This window comes from Arthrobacter sp. UNC362MFTsu5.1 (genome assembly GCF_000685965.1).
Taxonomy (GTDB): Bacteria; Actinomycetota; Actinomycetes; order Actinomycetales; family Micrococcaceae; genus Arthrobacter.
The window spans coordinates 117,429-138,038 of sequence record NZ_JMLE01000005.1; the positions used below are offsets into that span (position 1 = coordinate 117,429).

21 protein-coding genes are annotated in these 20,610 nt (G+C 63.8%); 7 read left to right on the plus strand and 14 right to left on the minus strand.

Annotated features, from left to right (window positions below; all coding sequences use genetic code 11):
* Positions 1-14: 14 nt before the first annotated feature.
* The 10 genes from ftsX to BS38_RS0107045 form a co-directional block, all read right to left on the minus strand.
* A complete protein-coding gene (ftsX, locus tag BS38_RS0107000) occupies positions 15-929 on the minus strand; it encodes a permease-like cell division protein FtsX (protein ID WP_028270151.1) in 915 nt (304 codons plus the stop codon).
* Positions 926-1,723: a cell division ATP-binding protein FtsE gene (gene ftsE / locus BS38_RS0107005; protein ID WP_028270152.1), complete on the minus strand. Its 798-nt coding sequence runs from the start codon at positions 1,721-1,723 to the stop codon at positions 926-928. Before ftsE ends, ftsX begins: the two co-directional genes overlap by 4 nt.
* Before the next feature lie 187 nt (positions 1,724-1,910).
* Positions 1,911-3,026 (minus strand): peptide chain release factor 2, encoded by a 1,116-nt coding sequence (gene prfB, locus BS38_RS0107010; protein ID WP_028270153.1) that lies wholly within the window; start codon positions 3,024-3,026, stop codon positions 1,911-1,913.
* Positions 3,027-3,080: 54 nt separating this feature from the next.
* Complete coding sequence (locus BS38_RS0107015; protein ID WP_028270154.1) at positions 3,081-3,494, minus strand: pilus assembly protein TadG-related protein; 414 nt, start codon at positions 3,492-3,494, stop codon at positions 3,081-3,083.
* A gap of 44 nt (positions 3,495-3,538) precedes the next feature.
* Positions 3,539-4,036: a hypothetical protein gene (locus BS38_RS0107020; protein ID WP_028270155.1), complete on the minus strand. Its 498-nt coding sequence runs from the start codon at positions 4,034-4,036 to the stop codon at positions 3,539-3,541.
* Positions 4,017-4,391 (minus strand): TadE family protein, encoded by a 375-nt coding sequence (locus BS38_RS0107025; RefSeq protein ID WP_043437952.1) that lies wholly within the window; start codon positions 4,389-4,391, stop codon positions 4,017-4,019. The genes BS38_RS0107020 and BS38_RS0107025 overlap by 20 nt, the downstream gene beginning before the upstream one ends.
* Positions 4,392-4,466: 75 nt before the next feature.
* On the minus strand, positions 4,467-4,718 hold the full coding sequence (locus tag BS38_RS0107030; RefSeq protein ID WP_028270157.1) for a hypothetical protein: 252 nt from the start codon (positions 4,716-4,718) through the stop codon (positions 4,467-4,469).
* 95 nt (positions 4,719-4,813) lie between these two features.
* Positions 4,814-5,755 (minus strand): type II secretion system F family protein, encoded by a 942-nt coding sequence (locus tag BS38_RS0107035; RefSeq protein WP_028270158.1) that lies wholly within the window; start codon positions 5,753-5,755, stop codon positions 4,814-4,816.
* A complete protein-coding gene (locus tag BS38_RS0107040; protein WP_028270159.1) occupies positions 5,752-6,606 on the minus strand; it encodes a type II secretion system F family protein in 855 nt (284 codons plus the stop codon). The genes BS38_RS0107035 and BS38_RS0107040 overlap by 4 nt, the downstream gene beginning before the upstream one ends.
* Positions 6,606-7,829, minus strand: coding sequence for a CpaF family protein (locus tag BS38_RS0107045; RefSeq protein ID WP_028270160.1), 1,224 nt, complete (start codon positions 7,827-7,829; stop codon positions 6,606-6,608). Before BS38_RS0107045 ends, BS38_RS0107040 begins: the two co-directional genes overlap by 1 nt.
* 589 nt (positions 7,830-8,418) lie before the next feature.
* On the opposite strand from BS38_RS0107045, the gene BS38_RS0107050 reads away from it, so the two are divergent.
* Together BS38_RS0107050 and BS38_RS0107055 are read left to right on the plus strand one after the other, a co-directional pair.
* On the plus strand, positions 8,419-10,638 hold the full coding sequence (locus BS38_RS0107050; protein WP_442853336.1) for a lysozyme: 2,220 nt from the start codon (positions 8,419-8,421) through the stop codon (positions 10,636-10,638).
* A 119-nt stretch (positions 10,639-10,757) separates the two neighbouring features.
* Positions 10,758-12,020, plus strand: coding sequence for a lipopolysaccharide biosynthesis protein (locus tag BS38_RS0107055; RefSeq protein WP_156037077.1), 1,263 nt, complete (start codon positions 10,758-10,760; stop codon positions 12,018-12,020).
* Positions 12,021-12,028: 8 nt separating this feature from the next.
* Here BS38_RS0107055 and BS38_RS24580 read toward each other — a convergent pair whose 3' ends face one another.
* The 4 genes from BS38_RS24580 to BS38_RS0107075 are packed head-to-tail and all read right to left on the minus strand — an operon-like array spanning position 12,029 to position 16,280.
* Entirely contained in the window at positions 12,029-13,021 is a 993-nt protein-coding gene (locus BS38_RS24580) for a glycosyltransferase (RefSeq protein ID WP_051628769.1), read from the minus strand.
* An 11-nt stretch (positions 13,022-13,032) separates the two neighbouring features.
* Positions 13,033-14,457 carry a sugar nucleotide-binding protein gene (locus BS38_RS0107065; RefSeq protein WP_028270163.1) on the minus strand — a complete coding sequence of 475 codons (1,425 nt, stop codon included), beginning with the start codon at positions 14,455-14,457 and terminating at the stop codon, positions 13,033-13,035.
* 3 nt (positions 14,458-14,460) lie between these two features.
* A complete protein-coding gene (rfbB, locus tag BS38_RS0107070) occupies positions 14,461-15,459 on the minus strand; it encodes a dTDP-glucose 4,6-dehydratase (protein ID WP_028270164.1) in 999 nt (332 codons plus the stop codon).
* A gap of 50 nt (positions 15,460-15,509) precedes the next feature.
* A complete protein-coding gene (locus BS38_RS0107075; protein WP_028270165.1) occupies positions 15,510-16,280 on the minus strand; it encodes a glycosyltransferase in 771 nt (256 codons plus the stop codon).
* Positions 16,281-16,426: 146 nt separating this feature from the next.
* On the opposite strand from BS38_RS0107075, the gene BS38_RS24585 reads away from it, so the two are divergent.
* Genes BS38_RS24585 through BS38_RS0107100 form a run of 5 tightly spaced genes read left to right on the plus strand, consistent with a single transcriptional unit; the run spans position 16,427 to position 20,546 of the window.
* The gene (locus BS38_RS24585) at positions 16,427-17,176 is read left to right on the plus strand and encodes a glycosyltransferase family 2 protein (protein ID WP_043437974.1); all 750 of its coding nucleotides are present in this window, start codon (positions 16,427-16,429) and stop codon (positions 17,174-17,176) included.
* 3 nt (positions 17,177-17,179) lie between these two features.
* Positions 17,180-17,623, plus strand: coding sequence for a DUF2304 domain-containing protein (locus BS38_RS0107085; protein WP_028270166.1), 444 nt, complete (start codon positions 17,180-17,182; stop codon positions 17,621-17,623).
* A gap of 3 nt (positions 17,624-17,626) precedes the next feature.
* Positions 17,627-18,514 carry a glycosyltransferase gene (locus tag BS38_RS0107090; RefSeq protein WP_028270167.1) on the plus strand — a complete coding sequence of 296 codons (888 nt, stop codon included), beginning with the start codon at positions 17,627-17,629 and terminating at the stop codon, positions 18,512-18,514.
* A 25-nt stretch (positions 18,515-18,539) separates the two neighbouring features.
* Entirely contained in the window at positions 18,540-19,634 is a 1,095-nt protein-coding gene (locus BS38_RS0107095) for an NAD-dependent epimerase/dehydratase family protein (protein ID WP_051628770.1), read from the plus strand.
* Positions 19,635-19,646: 12 nt separating this feature from the next.
* Positions 19,647-20,546: a glycosyltransferase gene (locus BS38_RS0107100; protein WP_028270169.1), complete on the plus strand. Its 900-nt coding sequence runs from the start codon at positions 19,647-19,649 to the stop codon at positions 20,544-20,546.
* Positions 20,547-20,610: the final 64 nt, after the last annotated feature.

The following is a 20,610-nucleotide window of genomic DNA, read 5'->3' on the forward strand; positions in this document are numbered from 1 at the left end:
TTGGTATGCACAGCCTAGACCCGCAAATATCTACGTAAGGTCAAGAGAGACGAAATTCCCGCCAAAGTTGCGCCCAGGCCGAGCAGCGCCGGAGCCAGAATCAGGGTCTGCGCAGGAGAGATGAACGCCGTGTCCGGATACTGCTTTGACATGTATTCGCCGAGGAAGAAATGGGCCACGGCCCAGAGCGTGCCCGAGGCCAGCGCCGCGCCGATCACGGCGGCGATCACGCCTTCGAGGATGAACGGCAGCTGAATCACGGTCTTGGAGGCGCCCACCAGCCGCATGATCCCGGTCTCCCGGCGCCGGCTGAACGCGGACAGCCGGATGGTGGTGGCGATGAGCAGGATGGCGCAGACGATCATCACGCCGGCGATGATGACTGCGACCAGGGAAGCCGCGTTCATCACCGAGAAGAGCCGTTCCAGGACCTGGCGCTGGTCGATGACCGTCTCGACGCCGGGCTGGGAGGAGAACGTCTCGCTGATGATCTGGTACTTTTCCGGATCCTTCATGTTGATCCGGAAGGAGGCGGGCAGCTGGTCCGGGGTCACCGAGTCAACGATCGGCGAGTTGGAGAACTGCTCCTTGAAGTGCTTGTAGGCGTCGTCCTTGGACTCAAACTGGAAGTCGTTGATGTACTGGGCCACAGCGGGTGATTCCAGCAGGGTGCGCAGGTTTTCCTGCTGCTCCGGCGTCGCCGTCCCGGTGGCGCAGCCGGCCGCCGTCGATCCGTCACCGCAGAGGAAGATGGCCACCTGGACCTTGTCGTACCAGTAGCCCTTCATCTGGTTGATCTGGAGCTGCAGCATGCCGGCGGCACCGACGAAGGTCAGCGACACAAAGGTCACCAGGATGACCGAGACTACCATGGACAGATTGCGCCTCAGGCCGCTGCCGATCTCGCTGAGGATGAAAGCCAGCCTCACAGCTCCTCCCCCGACTGGGTGGAAGCGACCCCGTCACCCGGGTCCGCTGCAGACCCGTCCGGGCGTCCGCTGGCGTCCTTGAACCGGCGGGACTGCCCCACCACCGGCATCATCGATGTGTACAGTGCCCGGGCTTCGTCGCGAATGACGATACCGTTCCGGAGTTCAACCACACGTTTGCGCATCTCGTTGACGATGTCGTCGTCGTGCGTTGCCATCACCACTGTGGTGCCGTTCTGGTTGATCTTGTCCAGGACGCCCATAATTCCCATCGACGTCGTGGGGTCAAGGTTTCCGGTGGGCTCATCCGCCAGGAGGATCCCCGGGCGGTTGACCACGGCACGGGCGATCGCGACACGCTGCTGCTCACCGCCGGAGAGTTCGTGCGGCATGCGGTGCTCTTTGCCTTCCAGGCCCACCGTCTTGAGGACTTCGGGAACTGTGTCCCGGATGATGCTGCGGCTCTTGCCGATGACCTGCATGGCGAAGGCAACGTTCGCGAAGACGTTCTTTTGCGGGAGGAGCCGGAAGTCCTGGAACACGACGCCGATCCCACGGCGCAGCCGCGGAACGCGCCAGCTTGAAATGTTCGCCACGTTCTGGCCGGCAACGTAGACAGCGCCGGAAGTGGCCCGGTCTTCCTTCAGCACCAGTCGGAGGAAAGTTGATTTGCCGGAACCGGAGGCGCCCACAAGGAACGCAAACTCACCACGGTCAATTTCAAGGTTGACAGAGTCCAGCGCAGGCCGGGCTGTCTGGTCGTAGACCTTGGTGACATTCTCGAAACGGATCATTGCCCTAAGAACCCTGCAGGACATGGCTTATGGAGCCCAGTACTGCAGCCGGTGCACGGGCTTTCTTTTGGGGGAAGTAGAGCTCCGGCTCCTCGACTATACGCACCGGCACCTGCAGAAAAGCTGGAGTTACCTGGCGTGTCGCAGGATTTCAGCCACCGAATGGAGAGCCCCGCCGGTCCAGGGCCTAGTCGGCGGCGTTGCGGTTATCTGTCCGCCAGCGGATGCCGGCATCGATGAAGTCGTCGATTTCGCCGTCGAACACTGCAGAGGTGTTGCCCACTTCGTGCTCGGTGCGGAGGTCCTTGACCATCTGGTACGGGTTCAGGACGTAGGAACGCATCTGGTCACCCCACGAGGCCTTGACGTCGCCCGCGAACGCCTTCTTCTCCGCGTCTTCCTGCTCCTTCTTGAGCAGCAGGAGCCGGGACTGCAGCACGCGCAGGGCCGCCGCACGGTTCTGCAGCTGGGACTTCTCGTTCTGCATCGAGACCACGGTGCCGGTGGGGATGTGCGTCAGGCGCACCGCCGAGTCAGTGGTGTTGACTGACTGGCCGCCGGGGCCGGAGGACCGGAAGACGTCCACGCGGATTTCGTTGTCCGGGATCTCGATGGAGTCCGTCTGCTCGATCAGCGGAATAACTTCCACGGCCGCGAACGACGTCTGGCGGCGGCCCTGGTTGTCGAAGGGGCTGATCCGCACCAGGCGGTGGGTACCGGCCTCGACGCTCAGTGTGCCGTAAGCATAGGGTGCGTTGACCTCGAACGTGGCGGACTTGAGCCCGGCTTCCTCGGCGTAGGAGGTGTCCATAATCGTCGTCGGGTAGCCGTGGCGTTCCGCCCAGCGCAGGTACATCCGCAGCAGCATCTCGGCGAAGTCCGCGGCATCCACGCCGCCGGCGCCGGCACGGATCGTGACCACTGCCTCGCGTTCGTCGAACTCGCCGGACAGCAGCGTCACCACTTCAAGGTCCTTCAGGGACTTCCGGATGGACTCGAGCTCGGCCGCGGCCTCGCCCATGGAAGCCGCGTCGTCCTCGTCCTGGCCGAGTTCCACCAGGACCTCCAGGTCGTCAATCCGGGCAACGAGCTTGTTGAGGCGTTCGAGCTCGCTCTGCCGGTGGGAGAGCCTGGAGGTGATCTTCTGCGCCGCCGCCGGGTCGTCCCAGAGGTTGGGCTCGCCTGCGCGCTCGCTCAGTTCAGCGATGTCTTCCTTCAGCTCCTCAACATTCGAGACGTTTTCGATGGAGGTGTAGGTGGCGCGCAAAGCGCGGATTTCTGCGGAAAAATCTATTTGAGCCATGGTTGTTAAAGCCTACGCTATGGTTCCTAGCCGCCCGGCACCGGCTCAGCGGCACTACCGGACCAGCCGGGAGCGTGCTGTGGAGGTGGCCTCAATCCTGATTCCGTCCGGAATGAGGAAGTTCACGATCGGAGGATGCACCTCGGCGCTCAGCACAACGACGGCGGTGGATCCGTCCGGGCTCCCGGTCTCCGGCGCCACGGCGAGCCCGTCGAACCTGGCAAAGGCGCCGTTCCGGCTGAGGTAGTCAGCGGCGACGCTGCGCACGCGCCCGCCGTTGAGGACCGCGGACGGGCTGCCGGCGCCTGTCTCGACCTGGCCAAGCGTGTAGCTGTCGGCCGCTGCCACCGATGCCCCGTCAGCCGCGGACAGCAGCTTCTTGTGTTCAAGGTAGAGCGAGGATGCCGCCATGACTACGGTGGTCACCAGAAGCGCCAGGAACACGTAGCCGATGATCAGGACCATCATCTGCCCCTCTTCCCGGCGTGGTTCAGTGTCACGGTGTTGGGACGTTATCGGAATCGCCCCACAATCTGGGTGGCGGAGGCGTCCAGCCTGCTCGCGTTGAGCCGCATCGAATCGCTAAACGGTACAAAAGGCAGCGGCACCGTGAGGTGGACGGTAATGGTGACGGCCGACCCCGGGGCGAGGCAGTCCGAGGGCTGGCAGCTCGCGTCCATGCTCGCGTTGTCCGCCGGATGTCCGTAGTCCGCGAGGGCGAGCATGACTGCCTGCTCGGCTGCAAGACGGCCGCTCTCCGCGTCGGGCTGGGCAACGTACACCTTGGCGGCCTGGTCCGCCGCGCCGACCACAGCGAAGGCGCCGCCCTGGATCTGCCCGACGGTGATGATGAAATACACGAGGGGCACCATCAGGAGCAGGGCAAGGAACGTGAATTCGACGACGGCGCTTCCGCGCTCGTCAGAGGCGGCCTCCCCGCTCCGGGCCAAGGCTTCCCCGCTGCCGGCCCGGGAAAGCCTGGCCGCGATCTTACGGCTGGATGGCAGCATGGCCTTTCACCTCCAGAGCCTCCCGGGGACCGATCAACCCGATCACCGGCAACGGCGCCCTGACCGTGACTTCGAGGGCGCGGATTCCCTGATAAGTGACCTCCGAGGTGGTCACGTCCTGAGCGAAGTCGGCGTTGAGCGCCATTCCGATGAGCTCGGTGGTGCGGTCCCCCGCGTCGGCCGCGTTCCGGTCGGCCAGCGTGCCGTATCTGGCTCCGGAGGCGGCGGCGTCGATCAGGGTGTTGCGGACATGCAGCACCAGCGTCAGCTGGATGATTGCCAGGAAGAACATCGTGAGTAGCCCGCCGACCAGTACGAAGTCCACCACCGCGGAACCCCGTTCCCGCGGGGACATGGCTCCGCGCTCAGCCGGGTTCCCCGATGTCCGGCAAGCCTGATCGTCCGCCGCCGGGACCGCCGGAGGCATCTGCTAGTTTCCGACCTTGTCCATGGCCTGGTTGAACAGCCCCTCGAGGGCAGGTCCGGCCAGGGCCAGCAGGGCAGCTACGAGCACGGCCGACATCAGGGTGATCATTACCCAGCCCGGCACGTCGCCTCGTTCCGGGTGGTCCGCGGTCCGGGCCGGACCGCGGCGGCTGTTCCCGACGAACTCCGCCGTTGTCCGGAGCAGCAGGACGATGGGGAGGATGACTGCCAGGGCGCGGATTCCTATGTGCTTCATCGAGGTTCCATTCTGTGGGTTCGGGCTGTGGGTTCGGGCTGGAGTTCGTTTCCGGCGGTCCGGGTGATCGAGGTGTCCGGGTGATCCAGGTTCAGTCATAGGCCGATGCTGATGGCGGCGAGGCCGGGAAACACGGCAAAGATGACCGTCAACGGGAGGACGCCAAAGACCAGCGGGACCATCATGGCGATCTCCTTCTTTCCGGCCGATTCCATCAGCTCACGCTTGGCGGTGTCGCGAACATCCTGCGCCTGGGCCCTGAGGACGTCAGCAAGGGGTGTCCCCCGCTCCACTGCCACGATGATCCCGTCGACGAATCGCACCAAGGGCCCCAGGTCGGTCCGCGCCGAGAACCGCTGCAACGCTTCGACGAGCGGTTTTCCGGCCCGGGTTTCCCCAAGAACCAGCTCAAATTCCGCGGCGAGTTCGCCGTGTGATGTCCTGCAGACCCTGTCCAGGGCGCCCGAGGCACTTTCCCCTGCGCTGACGGCAAGCGCCATCAGCTCGGCGAGGCTAGGGAACTCGGCCATCATCCGCTTTTCCCGCCTGCTGATCTGGGCGCCAAGCCAGTAGTCCCTGAACAGGAATCCGCCAAGGCCGCTGCCGAGGACGGCCACGACGGCGAGGAACGGATTGAACTGTCCTGCGGCCGCTCCGACCAACACCAGGCCCGTGGCAACGACGAACGCCAGGACAGCCCACAGCAGCTGCTCTGCCCTGAAGTCGACAACAGACTTTCGGATTCCGGCCTGCGCCAACCTGCGGCTCAACGCCGAAGACCCCAGGTTGAACCGCCCGAGGAACGCGTGCGCGTCCTTGAGCATCGGGCGCAGGATGCGTTCGAGCGGACCGAAAGGCGTGAGGTTGCCCGCAGGGGCCATAAGCAGCCGGGACTCCAGGTTCTGGGACTTGAGTTGCGGTTCAATGCGTTCCGCAAAGCTCATGGGCCGCATGAACGGCAGCCGGACCACCAGAAGCCAGAGTCCGGCTCCGAGAAGGAGGCCGCAGATCACGGCAGCGGCTGCGGGCGACGTCATCGGAGCACCCGCTCGTCTTCGGGAAGGGCCCCGATGCGCAGCATGACGGAGTAGCAGATGGCAGACACGACCAGTCCGCCGAGGAGCACCGCAGCCCCCATCGCCGTGTTGTATGCGGCGACCGCTTCGGGTCTGGTGGCCAGGAGGACCATGACAATCCACGGAGCAGCCACTGCGAGCCGGGCGGCATTCACCGTCCAGGACTGCCGGGCTTCGAGCTCGCTTCTGGTCCGTGCGCTTTCCCGCAGGAATTCGCCCAGGGTTCCCAACAGCCGGCCGAGGTCGGAGCCGCCCACTTCGCGCGTGAGCCTCAGGGCTTCGACAATCCGATCGGCGACGGGATCCGCAAGCCGTTCTTTGAGCCTGTTGAGTGCCGGATCGAACTGGCCGCCGGCGCGGTAGTCGGATCCAAAATCACGAAAGACGTGCCGCAGTTCCTCAGGACCCTTGTCGCCCAATTGGATCAGCGCCTCCGGCAGGGACAACCCTGCCCTGATTGCGGAGCGAAGGTGGTCAACAACATCGGGCCAGAGCTGGCGCAGCGTCGCCGTACGCTTGCGGGCCCGCCACCTGACAACTGCCATCGGAAGCCATCCGCCAAACAGGCCGAAGCAGGCGGAGATGGGCCAGGACCTGGTCACGGCGAAGAACACCAGACTCACGAATGCCCCGAGGCCAAGGCACGTAGCTACCAATCCGGGACCGGAGACGTTTTCAATGCCCGCTGCCCGCAGCAGGTCCTGGAGCCGGCTGGAGCGGGGAGGCCGTTTGGCGGTCTGCGGCTGTTCCCATGCTGACCACCAGATGAGGAACAAACCTGCACCGAGAACCACCCCCAGCACGGGGGCCATCAGCGGACCTCCAGCAGTGCCGCAACGTCGAAGCCCGCAGCGGCGAACTTCTCGACGGCGGGCATGGAGTTGGCTCTGGGCTGCAGCTGGCCGTCGGCCATTGAGAAGACCATCGACGACTCGATGATGCCGTTCTCAACCCGTCTGCCGAGGGAGAGGATCTCTGTCACCTGGCGGCGGCCGCTCGCGTGGCGGCTGCAGTGGACCACCAGATCAATGCATGAGGCGACCGTCGGCACTACGAACGCACTGGAGATGTTGTCACCGGCCAGCAGCGGAAGAGTGCACAGCTTGGTAACGGCGTCGTGCGCCGAGTTCGCATGCACAGTACACATGCCGGGAAGGCCGGAGTTGAGCGCGATGAGCATATCCAGGCTTTCCGCCTCGCGGACTTCGCCCACCACCAGGCGGTCCGGCCGCATCCTTAGCGCTTCCTTGACAAGCCTGCGCAGCGGGATCTCTCCTTCGCCCTCAAGGTTCGGCTGGCGGCACTGCAAGCCCACAACATCACGCAAGGGAAACTGCAGTTCGAAGATTTCCTCCACCGTGATGACTCGCTCGCGCGCCCCGATGCTGGCAGCCAGGCAGTTCAGCATGGTGGTCTTCCCGGCCTGCGTCGCCCCCGACACCAGGATGTTGAGCCCGCTGGCTACCGCGGCACCCAGGAACCGGGCCGATTGGGGCGTGAGGGTGCCGAGCTCCACGAGGTGGTCGAGCCGGCTTGCCTTGACCACAAACTTTCGGATGTTGACCGCCCAGTGGCGCCTCGTAACGTCCGGGATGACAACGTGGAGCCGGGACCCGTCCGGGAGGGCCGCATCCACGAACGGCGAAGACATATCGAGCCGGCGGCCAGAGCTTTTCAGCATGCGTTCCACCAGGTCCCGAACCTGCTGATCCGAGAGACTCAGGGATGTGAGTTCAGATTCGCCGTTCCGCGCCACGTAGATTTCACTGGGTGCGTTGATCCATATTTCTTCGATGGCGGGGTCATCCAGCAGTGGCTGCAACGCGCCGAAACCAGCAACGGCGTCGTACACGTGCCGGCGGGCTGTCTCCAGGGGGCCGATCGGAGGAAGCGGTCCCATGAGCGCACGCTCGTCGTAGTCGCTGACCGCCGCTTCGACCAGGCGCCTGACCTCGCCGGCCTGCCGAAGCGGGTCCAGGCCTCGGCGCCGAATCAGTTCGCGGACCTCGTCCTCCACAATTCGAACAGCATCCATGAGTTCCCCAATACGACTGCCGCCCCCGACTGAGGCAGTACAACTGCGTTAACGCTATGGGACTTGCACATGTCAGCCAAGTCACATCGGCAAAGCTGTGGATAAAGCGAAAATTCGAGTGAATTCTGATTCACATTGGTAACACCAGAACCACTAGTCGCTCCATGCACACTGGTGTTATGGTAGGCGCGTTAAGTCAGACATATCTCACAGTTCGGTTATTCCTGCGGGATTCAGCTGTAGATGCGACCTAGTGACCTGTTCTTCGGGGCATGTCATTATTCCGGAGCGAAAAATGAAGCGGAACCCAGAACCCTTCCCACCCAACCATTGCATCCGGTTGGGGTCGCTACTGCTTGCTATGGCCTTGCTGACGGGTCCGGGCCTTGCCGTTCCGGCCAATGCCGTTGAACCGGCACCGACGGCAACCTCGGCCACTCCTACGGAAACCGCATCGCCGACTCCGGCACCATCGGTCCCTCCGACATCATCTCCCGCTCCAGCGCCGGTCGGGACGCAGGCACCGGCGCCCGCCCCGACTGCCCAGACCGCTCCCGTCGCCAAACCGGCCACCACGGCAGAACCGACCGTGGCCGCCCCCGTCCCGGACCCGAACTCCGACGCCGGCCGGGCAGCGATGGCGACGGCTGTCGGTCCCGGAGGAGCCGAGATGGGCCAGCGGTCCGCACGCGTCACGGCCTCCGCCAAACTGTTGCAGGGCACGAAGTCATTGACGACGCAGTCACTCGAAACCCAGGGCACCTGGTCCCCGACGTTCGGCGTCAAGGGACTGGACGTCAGCGCCTACCAGTCAAGCGTTGACTGGCTGCAGCAATGGAACATGGGGGTCAGGTTCGCCTACGTCAAAGCATCCGAAGGCAATTACTACACCAACCCCTCCTACAGCTCCCAGTACGACGGCTCGCGGAACGTCGGCATGATCCGCGGCGCCTATCACTTCGCCATCCCCAACTGGTCCTCGGGGGCGGACCAGGCCCGCTACTTTGTGCAGAACGGTGGCGGCTGGAGCCCCGACGGCTATACCCTCCCTCCCGTCCTGGATTTCGAATTCAACCCTTATGAGGGCCGGACCATCAACGGGTTCTACTTTGGCAACACGTGCTACGGAATGTCACCGGCGCAGCTGACCAGCTGGGTGCGGGACTTCGGCAACACCATGCTGGCCATGACCGGCCGCCTCCCCATGATTTACACCAATACATCCTGGTGGAAACAGTGCACGGCGGACGCCGCCGGCTTCGGCGATTATCCGCTGTGGATCGCCGCCTACCCGAGCTCCGCCACGAACGACGCCGGACCGGTTCCGTCCAGCTGGGACACGTACAGCATGTGGCAGTACAGCAGCACAGGACCCTTCGCCGGCGATTCGAACGTCTGGAACGGCGACTACGCTTCCCTTTCACTGTTCACGGGCACGCGGCCGCAAGGCTCGTTCGACACGGCAACCATCGAACGCACCGGCACCACCACCGCCCTCAAGATTCGGGGGTGGGCACTGGACCGGGCATTGCCAGGCGCCACCACGGAAGTGCATGCCTACGTAACGGCACCGAACGGGACGAAGACCCTGCATGAGTTCCCGGCAACAACGTACCGGCCCGACGTCAACAAGGTCCTGGGGCTGGGCGACTATCACGGCTTCGACAACCAGATTCCGATTAACGTGTCCGGAAAATACACCATCTGTGTCTACGCCATCGGCAAGTTCATCAACCCTGGCATAGGCTGCAAGTCGCTCACGGTGGACGGCGCCGAACCACCTATCGGCAGCCTGGACGAAGTGTCCGAACAGCGGTCTCCGGACAAGGAATCAATCAAAGTGCGCGGCTGGGCCGTGGATATGAGCCGTCCCTCGGTTACCGCCGAAGTCCACGCCTACCTCTACAGCCCGGACGGGAGCAGCACGCTCTACAAGATCCCCGCAAATACCTCGCGGCCGGATGTGGACCGGATCTGGTCAGTCGGCTCCAACCACGGCTTCGAAACCAATATCGACATCAAGAAGGCCGGCAATTACAAGCTCTGCGCCTATGCGATCGGGCTCTACCTCCACTCGGAACTTGGCTGCCGGTCCATTAGCATCGCTCCGGGCACGACGCCCGTAGGAACCTTGGATTCGGTCAGCGTTAAGAAGACCAGCACCCAGGCAGCTCTCAGCGTCCGCGGTTGGGCGATCGACTACGGCAACACGTCCGCGCAGATCCCGGTGCACGCCTACGTCCTGGCACCCGACGGCACCAGCACGCTGCACGAGTTCACGGCGACAAAGCCCCGCGCTGACGTCAACAGGATTCTCGGTGTGCCGGGCGACCACGGCTATGAAGCCGACCTCCCCATCAAAGCTCCCGGCAAGTACCGGGTGTGCACCTACGCCATAGCACTCAGCCCGGTCTCCCCCGGCAACCCGCTCCTCGGCTGCAGCTATATTGACGCCGGCTTCAGCGCCAGCCCGATCGGATACCTGGATTCGGTGGGAATCGAAACGGCTAATGGCGTTGCATCAGTCGTTGCTGCAGGCTGGACCGTGGACCGCGACGTGCCAACTGAGTCCCTGAGCGTTCACACCTATGTCACAGCACCGGACGGAAGCACCACCAACTTCGCGGTGATGGCCAACCAGCCTCGGCCGGACGTGAACCAGATTCTCGGGATCAGCGGCAACCATGGCTACACGGCAAAGAAAGCAATCAGCCAGCGCGGCAATTACCGGATCTGCACTTATGCCATCGCGGCCTCACCGTTCACCACCGGCAACTCGCTGCTGGGCTGCAAAAACATCTCGTACTAGGACGGGAAGTTGGTGCGGCACGGTTCCTGGCCGCCGCAACACGCGGGGTAGGATTCAAACTGGCCTAAAGCCGACTCGCATGGGCCACATGCCTGGACCCATAGGATCGGAGATCTCGCGTGGCTTCGAAAGCTGCACCCGCTTTGTTCCGCCGTTTTGGCGGTTTCGCAACATCGCTCGTGTTCTCTACCGTCATCAATCTCCTCGCCATCCCGTTCGTTATTTCCACGTTGGGCAAGGAGACCTGGGGCGAACTGGCATTGGCCCAGGCCACGGCAGCAATTTTCGGGATCGCCGTCGCCTTCGGCTGGGGAACCGTCGGAGCCGCCCTGGTGGCCTCACTGCCTGAGCGGGAGCGCCCGCAAATGTTCCTCGACTCCCTGGTCAGCAGGGCTTATCTCTTCCTGTTCGCCGCGCCCGTGATGTACTTCGTGATGCTGCTGATGGGCAAAATCGATCCTCCGGTAGCAGCCCTGGCGTCAGTGGCCTACGTTCTGCCGTTCGTCGGTGCCTCGTGGTTCTTCATCGGCCAGGCAAAACCGTGGAAGCTGTTCCTCTGTGACGTGCTCCCCCAGGGGCTCGGTATCGTGGCGGGCGTTGTGCTGATCCAGTTCTTCCCGCAGCCGGTGGTTTTTGTGCTTGCACTGCTGGTCTTTAACCTGCTGGCAGTCGTCATTGGCGCCGGCGGCGCACTCTCACGCGCAGGGCATCCGGTGAAGGCGGATCTTCGCGTCGTTCCGGCCATGAAACGCCTCCGCGACCAGAAATACGGCGTGATCGCGGCAGGCACGGGAAGCCTCAACAGCAACCTGCCGCTGCTCGCGGTGGGCCAGGTGGTTGCTGCCGCGCTCCCCCAATACGCCCTGGCAGACAAGCTTTTCCGCTTTGCTGTCGCCGGGTTCGGTCCCATCCTCCAGGTGATTCAGGGGTGGATCCCGGAGGCCGGACCGGCGAGAAGCTCCCACCGGATCCGGACCGTGGCCAGGATTGCCCCGATCGTCGGCCTGTTTGCCGGAGTCCTCCTCGCGCTCCTCACCCCCTGGGCGAGCCCGCTGTTCTCCGGCGGAGTCATCACTATCGACTACAGCCTCAGCATCCCCTTTGGATTGATCCTCGCCGGCGTCATTGTTGCCCAGGTAGTGGGCCTCGCCTGCCTCATTCCGCTCGGCAAGGGAGCCGCCCTGGCTAAATCGACAGCCATCGGCGCAGCCTTCAACGTTCCGATGATGTTCGTCCTCGGCATCTTCTACGGCGCCCCCGGCGTCGCCTGGGCGGTCGGCCTGGCCGAACTCGTCGTCGCCGGCTACCAGATCATGGTGGTCCGCGACAGCCTCAAGCACCTGGTCCAGCCGCCGGTCCCCACCGCGGAACAGCCACACTAGGCCGGCAGCTACTTCCGGCGCCCCTTGGTGAAAAGCTCAACCGGAACGCCGGCCACAAACTCAACGAAGCACGGCAGGGCAATGTCGCCGCTGCGAAGGCCGGAGACAAGCGCACGCGCAGTAGGCACCCACCCGTGGCCTGTTTCAAAAACAGCCACGCCACCTTCCAGTCCGGGAGTGCCCGCAGCAACCCGTTCCCGCAGGGCGTCAGCCATGACCCGGCGCCATCCGAAGCTCAGGTCGTTGGCCGTCCTGAGCAAGGCGAGCGGGCTGCTGCTGCCCTGGAATTTCCGGGACAGCGCAGTGACATGTTCGAAGGATTTGGCGATGCTCTTCCTGCCGCCGACTTCGCCGAGGACATTGCCGCCGTGCTGGACATAGTCCTGGACAACGTCTTCGACGACGAGCGCACCGCCGGTTGCCTTGGCGCAGACGGCCAGCCAATGGTCGTGTACCTGCGAGATGGTGTTCAAACGGGGAAACGGCAACGCCAGGTCAAGAAGATCCCGGCGGAAGACGCAAAGGCTTCCTGTCACCTGGTTCTGGGCAAGAAGCGCATCGAGACCGACATTCTGGCGCTGCGTTGATTCGGTCACCACCTCGTTGCCGGGCAAGCGGACAACGCGTGCCTGCCCGGCCACGAGGCTGACCTCGTTCAAACGCGGGAGCATCGATTCAATCTTCGACGGATACCAGGAGTCGTCCTGGTCCGACAACGCGATCCACGCCGCTTCGGCCGGAACGTGCTGCAGGACGCGTTCGAAGTTGCCGTAGAACCCCAGCCTGTCCTCGAACCCGAGTACCCGGAACCGCTCGTCGCCGCCGAGTTCCCGGTCCACGAAGTCACGAACTTCGGCAAAGCCGCCGTCCGCCGAAATGAGGCATTGGAACTGCGAATGCGTCTGGTTCTGGATGGATCGAAGCTGGGTCCTGAACAGTTCCCAGTCCGGCTGGTAGGCCGCCAGGGCGACCACACCGAAGGTAGTCGAATCGAAGCGCATGGATCGGACCGCTATTCCGCGGCCGTCCGCCGGCCGAGGTACGTCTCCAGAACGTCCTGGGAAGGCCTCGGCTTGAAACCCGAGTTCTTGATCTTGGTCAGGTCCAGCACGCTGTTCAGCGGCCGGGGCGCGGCCGCCTTGCCTTTGAAGTAGTCTTCCGTGCTGACACCGGTAACAGCGGTGCGCGGTTGTCCCGAGAGCTCATAAACGTCCGCGGCGATGTCGGCCCAGGACTGCGGTTCGCCGTCGTTGCTCAGGTTGTAGGTGCCGTAGTCGGCGCCGGATTCCAGGAGGTGCTGGATACCTGCGGCGATGTCTTCGGTGAAGCTGAGCCGGCCGATCTGGTCGTTGACCACGGACGGTTCGATGCCGCGGCCAGCCAGGGATGCCATGGTGCGGACGAAGTTGTTGCCTTCACCGATGACCCAGCTGGTCCGCACGATGTAGTGGCGCGGCACCACACTGACGACCGCGTCGCCGGCGGCCTTGGTCTGGCCGTAGACACCCAGCGGGGTGAAAGGCTCGGTTTCGTCGTGGCTCTCTCGGACGCCGTCAAAGACGTAGTCCGAGGAGACGTGCACCAGGGTGAGGTCATGTTCGACGGCGGTCCGGGCCAGCCGTGAAACGGCGGCAACGTTGACGGCCCAGGCAGCTGCCCGGCCTTCCGCAGTTTCCGCGGTGTCGACGGCGGTGTAGGCCGCGGCGTTGATGATCGTTGAGTAGTTCTTCCAGTTCCGCTCCGTGAACGACGCTTCGCTGCCGAGGTCGAAGCCGGCACGGCCGGCGAACTCAACGGTCGCGTCGCCGTCGTACAGTTCCCGGAGCGCCTTGCCGAGCTGGCCGTCGGCACCGACCACGAGGATCTTCTTCGCCGGCATCGGCACAACGTCCGCGAGGCGGGGGTGGGCCTTGTCCTTGTCGGAAAGCTCAGCCTCCTCCAGCGGGACGGGCCAGGCGATTGCGGCCGTCTCGTCCGCGAGGTTCAGGAATGTGTACTGGCCCTGCGCGTCGGCCGACCAGTGGTCGTTGACCAGGTAGGTGTAGGCGGTGTTGTCTTCCAGGGTCTGGAAGGCGTTGCCCACGCCGCGGGGAATGAAAATGGCCTGGCTCGGGTCCAGTTCAGCCGTGAAGACAGCCCCGAAGGACGGTCCTTCGCGCAGGTCCACCCAGGCGCCGAAGATCCTGCCCGTGGCCACGGAAATGAATTTGTCCCACGGTTCGGCGTGGATACCGCGGGTGGTGCCGGCTTTTTCGTTGAACGAAATGTTGTTCTGCACAGGGCGGAAGTCCGGCAGCCCGAGGGCCACCATCTTCTCCCGCTGCCAGTTTTCCTTGAACCAGCCACGGTTATCACCGTGGACCGGGAGGTCGTAGAGGACGACGCCGGGGATCGGGGTTTCGTGCGCGGTCAGCTTCTTGGAGAACTCGATCGACATCGTCTACTGGCCCTGTTCCTTGTACTTGGCTTCGGTCTGGGCCTTCTGCGGGCGCCACCAGTTTTCGTTCTCGCGGTACCAGGCGATGGTGTCTTCGATGCCGGCGTCGAAGTTGGAGAATTTCGGTTCCCAGCCGAGCTCGTCGCGGAGCTTGGCGGAGTCGATGGCGTAGCGCAGGTCGTGGCCGGGACGGTCCACGACGTGGTCGTAGGCGTCCGGGGACTGGCCCATGTGCTTGAGGATGAGCTCGACGACGTCCTTGTTGTTCTTCTCGCCGTCAGCGCCGATCAGGTAGGTCTCGCCGATCTTTCCCTTGGCGATGATGGCGAGCACGGCCGAGGAGTGGTCGTTGGCGTGGATCCAGTCGCGGACGTTCTCGCCCTTGCCGTAGAGCTTGGGCCGGATCCCGTCGATCACGTTGGTGATCTGGCGCGGGATGAACTTCTCCACGTGCTGGTAGGGGCCGTAGTTGTTCGAGCAGTTGCTGATGGTGGCCTGCAGCCCGAAGGAGCGCACCCAGGCACGGACCAGCAGGTCGGAGCCGGCCTTCGTGGAGGAGTACGGGCTGGAGGGGTTGTACGGCGTCTCTTCGGTGAACCGTTCCGGGTCATCGAGTTCGAGGTCGCCGTAGACCTCGTCGGTGGAGATGTGGTGGAAACGCTTGTTGTGCTTCCGGGCGGCCTCGATCAGCGTGTAGGTGCCGATGATATTCGTGTCCAGGAACGGGCGCGGGTCATGCAGGGAGTTATCGTTGTGCGACTCGGCGGCGTAGTGGACCACGACGTCGGCGTCTGCCACGAGCGTGTCCACCAGCGCGGCGTCGCAGATGTCACCCTGCACGAAGCGGAAGCGCTCCTCCGGGAGCCCGCTCAGGGATTCCAGGTTGCCTGCGTACGTCAGCTTGTCCAGGACAGTGACGTGATCATCAGTGTTCTCAAGAACGTAGTGGACAAAATTGGAACCGATGAAGCCGGCACCGCCGGTGACAAGGAGTTTCTGCATTCAGCCAGCTTACCGGTTGAGCAATGGCGTCCTAATCAGGACGGGACTCATTAGGACGGCCGGTGAAGGCGGCGCCATGCCTGCCCGATACAACGGAGCAGCATGATGCGTGCGCGGAGGATCACAGGCAGCGAGCGCCAGCTCCGCGGCGTGGCGTTGTCATCGTGGATCCTGCGCAGCAACGTTGACTTGTCCAAGTGCCGCATGGAGCCGGCCAGGTTTCCGCAGATGGCCAGCCAAAGGTCGTGGGACTCGTTCACGTAGCGGGGAACGGGCGTGAACACTGAGAGCATGTCGCGCCGGAAACCCATGCCGCAGCCGTAATAAGCCCGGTATCCCACGAGGATTCCGAGGATATTTGCGGCATGGCGCCGGCTGTCCCCGCCCCGGAGCCGCGGAATGTTCGGACGCGGGCCGTCTCCGAGCACGTCGAAATTGGAGGCCACCACCCTTGATGTCTGCAGCGCACCAAGCATAAGTTCAAGCCTGCCCGGCACCCACACGTCATCCTGGTCGGCGAGCAGAATGTATTGTCCCTTCGATGCCAGGGCTGCCTGTTCGAATGACCGGACGTAACCTTGGTTCACAGCCGCTTCAATGAGGCGGATCCTTCCGTCGTGGAAGGTCCGGATGTGTTCGACAGTGTCGTCAGGTGAAGCGTCGTCTACGATTACCAGCTCATCGTCCGGGCCGAGCTGGGCAAGGATGGATTCGAGCTGCTCCCTGATGTAGCGCCCGCCCCGGTAGCTCGCGAGGCAGACACTTACCCTCGTTTCCCCCTTGCCGGTGGTGCCCGGGACGTCCGTAGGATCTGTTCTCAATCTGGTCCTTCCGCCTGCGCAAGATAGTTCCGGGGCTCGCCGGGTGACGTCCGGAGGGCCCGTCCCATCTTAGGCTGTACTGCTCGGGCTCTCCCCCGCGGCGCCGCCGCCGACCCGAATCATGGAATTGATATAGTTTGGACACCATGGAATCCACCCCCAATCCGCGCGTTCTGGTCATCATGCCTGCCTGGAATGAATCGGAAGCCGTCGGTAATACCGTGCGGGAAGTGCTGAATACAGACTCCCGGTACGACGTTCTTGTCGTCAACGACGGATCCACCGACAACACTGCAGCCGTTGCCGCCGAGGCCGGTGCTACGGTGCTCAACCTTCCTTTCAACCTTGGCGTCGGCGGCGCTATGCGGGCAGGCTTCAAGTACGCACGCCGCTGTGGCTACCGCCAGGTGATCCAGGTGGATTCCGACGGCCAGCACGATCCGCGGAGCATCGACGAAGTCCTCGCAGGGCTTGCCCATGCCGACATCTCGATCGGTGCCCGGTTCGCGGACCGCGGGGACTACAAGGTCACGGGCCCGCGGAAGTGGGCCATGCAGCTGCTCGCCAAGGTAATTTCCGGGCTGGCCAAGACCCGCCTCACCGACGTGACCAGCGGGTTCCGTGCCGCCAACGTACGCGCTGTGGACCAATACCTTGACCACTATCCGGCCGAATACCTGGGCGACACCATTGACTCCCTCGTGGTCGCCATTCGCTCGGGGTGCACCGTGACTCAGGTGCCCGTGGAAATGCGTGCCCGGCAGGGCGGAAAACCCAGTCATAATCCGGCCAAGGCCGCCATATACCTCGGAAGATCGGTGTTCGCCCTGTTGTTTGCCCTGACCCGGAAGCGGTCCCACCTGGCCGTACCTGCTCCGCAAGCATCGGGAGCCTAGAGCATGGGAAACATTGCTGCCTTCCTGCTTGCCCTGGCTATTGTCGGACTGGTTGTCGAAATGCTCCGCCGGAAGAAACTCCGGGAGAAGTACGCTGCCCTCTGGCTGATCGTCGGCGTCGCCACGCTTGTCCTGGCAGCTTTCCCCCGCCTGCTCAACATCGTGGCGGAGTTCGTCGGCGTCCAGCTGCCCTCCAACTTGCTCTTCGCCATGAGCATCCTCATGCTCCTGGGCGTATGCCTCCACCTCTCGTGGGAAATCTCGGTCGTCGAAGACGAGACACGGACCCTGGCCGAGGAAGTGGCGATACTGCGGGTCCAGGTTGAAGCGCTCAGCACTGCGGCCAGCACCGACTCGCAGGTGCCCTCCGACTCGCTGGCAACAACGCCTGATACCGCCGGACCCCACGCGGCGAAGCCCGACACACAACACAAAGGTTCGGATTAACACATGCCACTGGATATTTTCATTCCCTACTGGGGCGATCCGGATTACATGAAGGAAACCGTCAACAGTGTCCTGGCCCAGGACAGCGATGACTGGCTCCTCACCGTCGTGGACGACGCCTACCCCGGCCATGAGATCAAGGACTTCATGGCCGGAATCTCCGATCCGCGCGTCAAGTACATCCGTAAGGACCAGAACGCAGGAATCACGGAGAACTACCGGACCTGCGTAGCCATGGCCACCGAAGAGGTGCTGGTGATCCTCGGCTGTGACGACGTCCTGCTGCCGAATTACGTCTCCACCATCCTCGATGCCCACAAGCGGTACCCCGGGGCGGCCTTGATCCAGCCTGGGGTGCAGGTCATCGACGAAGCGGGCCAGGTGGTGGTCACCCTTGTGGACACCGTCAAGCAGAAGCTCATCAAGCCCAGGGGCGGCGGACGCCAACTCGTCTCCGGCGAGGCCATCGCCTCCAACCTGATGCACGGCGACTGGCTCTACTGGCCGTCGCTGGCCTTCCGGACGGATAAAATCCGGCAGGTGGACTTCCGGGACGGCTTCCCCATCATCCAGGATCTCGCCCTGATCATGGACATGATCTACAACGGTGACCAGCTCCTGATCGAGCCGACCGTCTGCTTCCAGTACCGCAGGCACTCCAACAGTGCCTCATCCACCAAGCTTGTGGACGGTTCACGGTTCGCCGGCGAGCGGGAGTATTTCGCCGTGGCTGCCGCGCAGGCACAGGAACTCGGATGGAACCGGCCCGCCCGGTCAGCACGGCTGAGGTTCACATCGCGTGCGCACGCGGCGTCCCTGCTCCCCAAGGCAGTGCTCAGCAAGAACTCCTCTGCCGTCAAGGCCCTGGTCCGCCACACCTTCGGCAAGTAACACCGTTCGCTACGAAAGGTCCCAAGTGACTTCCTCTTCAACTTCCGCCCGTCCTGGCGGCACCGTCCTGGTCACCGGCGGCGCCGGGTTCATCGGCTGCGCCATCTCCGATGCCCTCGTCAGCGCATTCGACCGTGTGGTCGTCGTCGACAATCTCCACCCGCAGATCCATGCCACGGGCGAGCGTCCCGAGCAGCTGAACCCGGCAGCCGAACTGGTCGTTGCGGATGTAACGGAGGCGAAGACCTGGGACGCCGTCCTACAGGACGTGACTCCCGACGTCGTCATTCACCTCGCGGCGGAAACCGGAACCGGTCAGTCCTTGGAAGAGTCCACCCGGCACACTCTCGTCAACGTTGTGGGGACGTCGCAGCTCCTGGACGGCCTCAACCGCCACGGCAAGCTTCCCCGCCGGATTGTCTTGTCCTCCAGCCGCGCCGTGTACGGCGAAGGCGCCTGGAAGGATGCCGACGGCCGAGTCTTTTACCCGGGTCAGAGGACAAGCGAAACCCTCGACAAAGCACAGTGGGATTTCCCGGGTGCCTCGCCTGTTGCAATGAAGGCGTCCGAGACTTTCCCCGCCCCAGTGAGCGTCTATGGTGCCACGAAGCTCGCCCAGGAAAATGTCCTGCAGGCATGGGCGAAGTCCTACGGCGTGGAGACCGTGATCCTCCGCCTTCAGAACGTATACGGTCCGGGCCAGTCGCTGATCAACCCCTACACGGGCATCATGAGCCTGTTCTGCCGGATGGCCATGGGCGGCAAGTCCATCCCCCTTTACGAGGACGGCGAAGTGCGCCGTGACTTCATCCTGATCGACGACGTCGCGTCGGCCATTGTTGCCGGTGCGGTCTCCCCCACCGTCCAGGGCGAACCGATGGACATCGGATCTGGCGAGTTCCAGACCATCGGCACCGCCGCCAAGCTGATTGCGGAGCACTACAACGCTCCCGAGTCGCACGTGACCGGCCAGTACAGGCAGGGCGATGTGAGGCATGCTTGGGCCGACATCACCGCCGCCGAAAAGGTGCTGGGCTGGACGCCGAAGTACAACCTTGCCCAGGGAATCGAACTGCTGGCCACATGGATTGACGCGCAGCCAGACGTCAAGCCTGCCTGATCCGGCGAGCGAATGTCGTCCAACGCGACCACTGCGGTTGTCAGCCTGTTCAACGCCGACGAGCACGTCCTGGCCAACGCCTCCGCCCTACTGGCCCAGGTCAACCGTGTGGTGGTCGTTGACGACGGCAGTTCCCGGGACCCCGGCCAGATTCTTGGGCAGCTTCAGGATCTCGGCTGCACCGTGGAGCGGCTCGCCGTAAACTCGGGCATCGCCGCGGCGCTGAACGCCGGGATTGCGGTGGCCCTGGCGTCAGCAGAACGGCCCGCCTTCATCCTCACCATGGATCAGGACAGCCTGCTCGACGGCGGCTACGTCGCCGCTCTCGAAGAGTCGGCACTGGCCGCTGAACAGGCCGGAGTCCGTGTCGGCATGGTCGCTCCGGCCTCGATCAGGGGGCTCCCGACCCGGCGCGCCGGCGTCGTGAACGGCGTGCAGCTGGGGGGCGAGCCGATCCAGTCGGGTCTGCTGCTGCCGGTTTCAGTCATTGAGGAACTCGGGCCCCTGCAAAGCGACCTGTTTATCGACGGCGTGGACACCGAATATTTCCTGCGGACCCAGTCAGCCGGTTTCAAGACCGTGATTGCTCCGAAAGCAGCCCTTGGCCACTCCCTGGGAACCATGACGCAGGCCCGCCTGTTCGGTACGGACCTTGCCCTGCGGGGCCGCCCCGTCAGGGTGCGGACCGCAGCATCGTGGCGCTATTACTACCTGTTCAGGAACCGTATCCTGCTCGCGAGGAAATACGGACGCCAACACCTTTGGTGGGCGATCAAGGGTTTCCTGGCAGACTACCGGCACCTGGCGATCGTGACGCTGCTCGCCCCGAACAGGTGGGAACGGTTGTCCTCCGCCATGGCGGGGATTGCCGACGGCATCGCAGGTCGGGCCGGAAAACGACGCGTCAGCTAGATTCAGGGGCACGGCACGCCGGGTAATTACGATTGGGGGCAGGTCCGTGAGGTCAGCGTTGCAG